Here is a 2,282-nt window from a genome sequence, read left to right on the forward strand (position 1 = left end):
GGCTGAATCTCCTTGGAGATCATCGGCCAATCTCGTTCCGCGCAAATCGAATCCAGCATCGCTCGCATTTCCTCGGCCACCGGTCCCGTCAACACGTCGATCCGATACTTCGGGAACCATACCACATGGTATGCGGTTTTGTAAACACAATTGCGATTGGTGACAACTCGTTGCTTGTCGGAAAGACTACATCACGTGTTGCGTTCCGCGCAACCGCAATTCCTCCCGCGATTCAAATCGCAGGTTTCCTTGCAGAAACTCTATGAAATGGTCGCTTGGATCGCGGGAATCGGGGATCTCACGGAAGAGGGTGTGAACGGGCTCCGCGGGGCCGATGGATGGCGGCGGTCATCGCCTTTTTCTCGGACAGATTCCAGTCCTGCCCTTGACACCGCAAACTGCTGTCCGTATTGGTCTTAACCGCCATTTCTCGCAATTTTTGTAGCCGAGGCGCCGCAAATCGGCTTGGATGCAAGGCGCGGCGCCGGTTTTCCCCCGGAGCTGTATGAAGACATACTGCAAGGATGGAAAACCAAGCGAGAGCGAAGCAGCCGGGTCGATTTCGCAAGCCGCAGGAGAACGCTCGTGAGATAGGCAGGTTGGTTCGACAGAGGACATCTCATCGCCAAAAGTAAGGCATGGAAACAGAGAATCAAGAGGGAAGGAATCTCGCCCTGCTCGCCCATTTGGCGCCCTTTTTCGGCTACTTGGTCACGATCGGCCAGATTCTGATACCGCTTTTGATCTATCTGCTGGCCAAGGAGACCTTTGCCAAAGAGCAGGCCAAGGAAGCGCTCAACGCGCAAATCACCTTCACGATCTATTTCCTTGCGGGAGGCCTCCTCTGCCTTATCGTGATCGGATTCCCGCTTCTTCTTGCTCTAGGGATCTTCGTTCTCTGGACGATGATTTCAGCGGCGATCACCGTCTCCAAGGGCGTTTCCTACCGGTACCCCCTCATTTTCCGCTTCGTCTCCTGACCGGGAGGCTGCTTTTGCCATCTCTCCGGGGAAATCCGGGCAGCGATCACTCCTCGTGTCCGCCGCCCGTTGTGCTGCTTCCGGGTTCGCTACTCCGGCCGGCCAAAAACCTCTTGAGCCAGGAGACGGCCAGGGCTGCCCACCGGTAAGCCTCCTCTCCTTCCGCGGCCGAAAAGCACTCGGTCGGAACGGAGTCAATCTCTCCGTAGAAGCTCATCTCGCGATCCTTCCGCGGCTCCCGGCTGGCACCGACCAGCGTGCCGGCCTCGGCCCTCAGATCTTCGGGCAATGCGTCGAGCTCCCGCTCCAAAAGCCTGCCAACCTCGTGAACGCGCGGAGGATCGATGCCCAAGCCTCGCAGAGCCGCTTTCAGAACGAGCTCGACGATCTCCTGCGACTCCCGCCGGAGATTGGCATACGATCTTCTCTCTCGGAAGACGCCGAGAGCCTCCAGGCGGTCTTCCACAAGGCGCAGGTAGGCGCGCGCCAACTCAATTTGTGTCATCGAGAGCGAAGGAAGCGAAGCCCCCCTTTCCTCCGGGTCCTCGAAAGTCCCAGCATTCCTCCCCCGCCAGAGTGATCCTTTGTGCTCCTTCCCGCTCGCGCATCCGCCGGATCCTGCGGAGAAACTCGGAGGCGAATCGCCCCCGCTCGAAAAGAATCACCGCCTCTTCTGGGAGGTCCAAAAAGAAAGGGGCTCCCTCCCGCAACTCCTCGGGCGTGCGAAAGATCCAGGAGATCTCCGCCGGATATCCGCGCGAGAAGAGAGCTTCCCGCGCCTGCTCAAGCGGCGCCACCGCACGGCCGGTGAAAGCATCAAATCTCTCCCGGCGCGTCGGGGGCAACCGGTCGGCGATGACGAGCAGATCGAGATCGGAATCGAACCGCGCATTCCCGCGCGCCACCGATCCGAAGAGCAAAAGGGCGAGGAGCCCCGCTCCGTAGATCTCCTGGCAGGCCTGAACACAAAACGGGAAGAGCTTGCGCAACTCTTCGGTCGCTTCCGTCGGTTTGCCGTGCTTCATCTGGGGTTCTTGCCCTCCACCGTTTTAGGCTAGTACATCGACTCATAAGTTCGCAGCAGCATATTCGGCTTGGAATTGCTGGGTGAGCTCGATGATGTGCTGAAGCTTTTCCGGCCCTTTAGTCCAATGGAAGGGCTGACAGTGGTCATTGTATTTGGCGAAGTAAGCCTTGAGGAAGCGCTCTAAGTCCTTGCCCGATTTGTGAACAGACTGTTGAAGGCCCTGTCGGGTCAGGATGCTGAAGAAGCATTCGATGAGGTTTACCCAGGAAGCATGG

At 58.3% G+C, this 2,282-nt stretch carries 3 protein-coding genes and 2 pseudogenes; 1 reads left to right on the forward strand and 4 read right to left on the reverse strand.

The features are described 5' to 3' along the window. Positions 1 to 137 (reverse strand): annotated as a pseudogene (locus tag A37A_RS15125) (transposase); the annotation flags it as partial. Between the two features lie 501 nt (positions 138 to 638). Between A37A_RS15125 and A37A_RS0101665 the strand changes: the two are divergent. Beyond that, complete coding sequence (locus tag A37A_RS0101665) at positions 639 to 980, forward strand: DUF4870 domain-containing protein (protein WP_018289808.1); 342 nt, start codon at positions 639 to 641, stop codon at positions 978 to 980. Positions 981 to 1,026: 46 nt separating this feature from the next. On the opposite strand, the gene A37A_RS15130 is transcribed toward A37A_RS0101665, so the two are convergent. The 3 genes and pseudogenes from A37A_RS15130 to A37A_RS20425 all read right to left on the reverse strand — a co-directional run. Then, positions 1,027 to 1,485: a HEPN domain-containing protein gene (locus A37A_RS15130; protein WP_020493858.1), complete on the reverse strand. Its 459-nt coding sequence runs from the start codon at positions 1,483 to 1,485 to the stop codon at positions 1,027 to 1,029. Then, entirely contained in the window at positions 1,472 to 2,005 is a 534-nt protein-coding gene (locus A37A_RS15135; protein WP_018289810.1) for a nucleotidyltransferase domain-containing protein, read from the reverse strand. The genes A37A_RS15130 and A37A_RS15135 overlap by 14 nt, the downstream gene beginning before the upstream one ends. Positions 2,006 to 2,047: 42 nt before the next feature. After that, positions 2,048 to 2,282 (reverse strand): annotated as a pseudogene (locus A37A_RS20425) (IS630 family transposase); the annotation flags it as partial.

The organism is Verrucomicrobium sp. 3C (assembly GCF_000379365.1).
Taxonomy (GTDB): Bacteria; Verrucomicrobiota; Verrucomicrobiia; order Methylacidiphilales; family Methylacidiphilaceae; genus Methylacidimicrobium.

Excerpts from the sequence above, each read along its gene's own strand:
- A37A_RS15135 (WP_018289810.1), bottom strand. The coding sequence starts at position 2,005 with ATGAAGCACGGCAAACCGACGGAAGCGACCGAAGAGTTGCGCAAGCTC.
- A37A_RS0101665 (WP_018289808.1), top strand. The coding sequence starts at position 639 with ATGGAAACAGAGAATCAAGAGGGAAGGAATCTCGCCCTGCTCGCCCAT.
- A37A_RS15130 (WP_020493858.1), bottom strand. The coding sequence starts at position 1,485 with ATGACACAAATTGAGTTGGCGCGCGCCTACCTGCGCCTTGTGGAAGAC.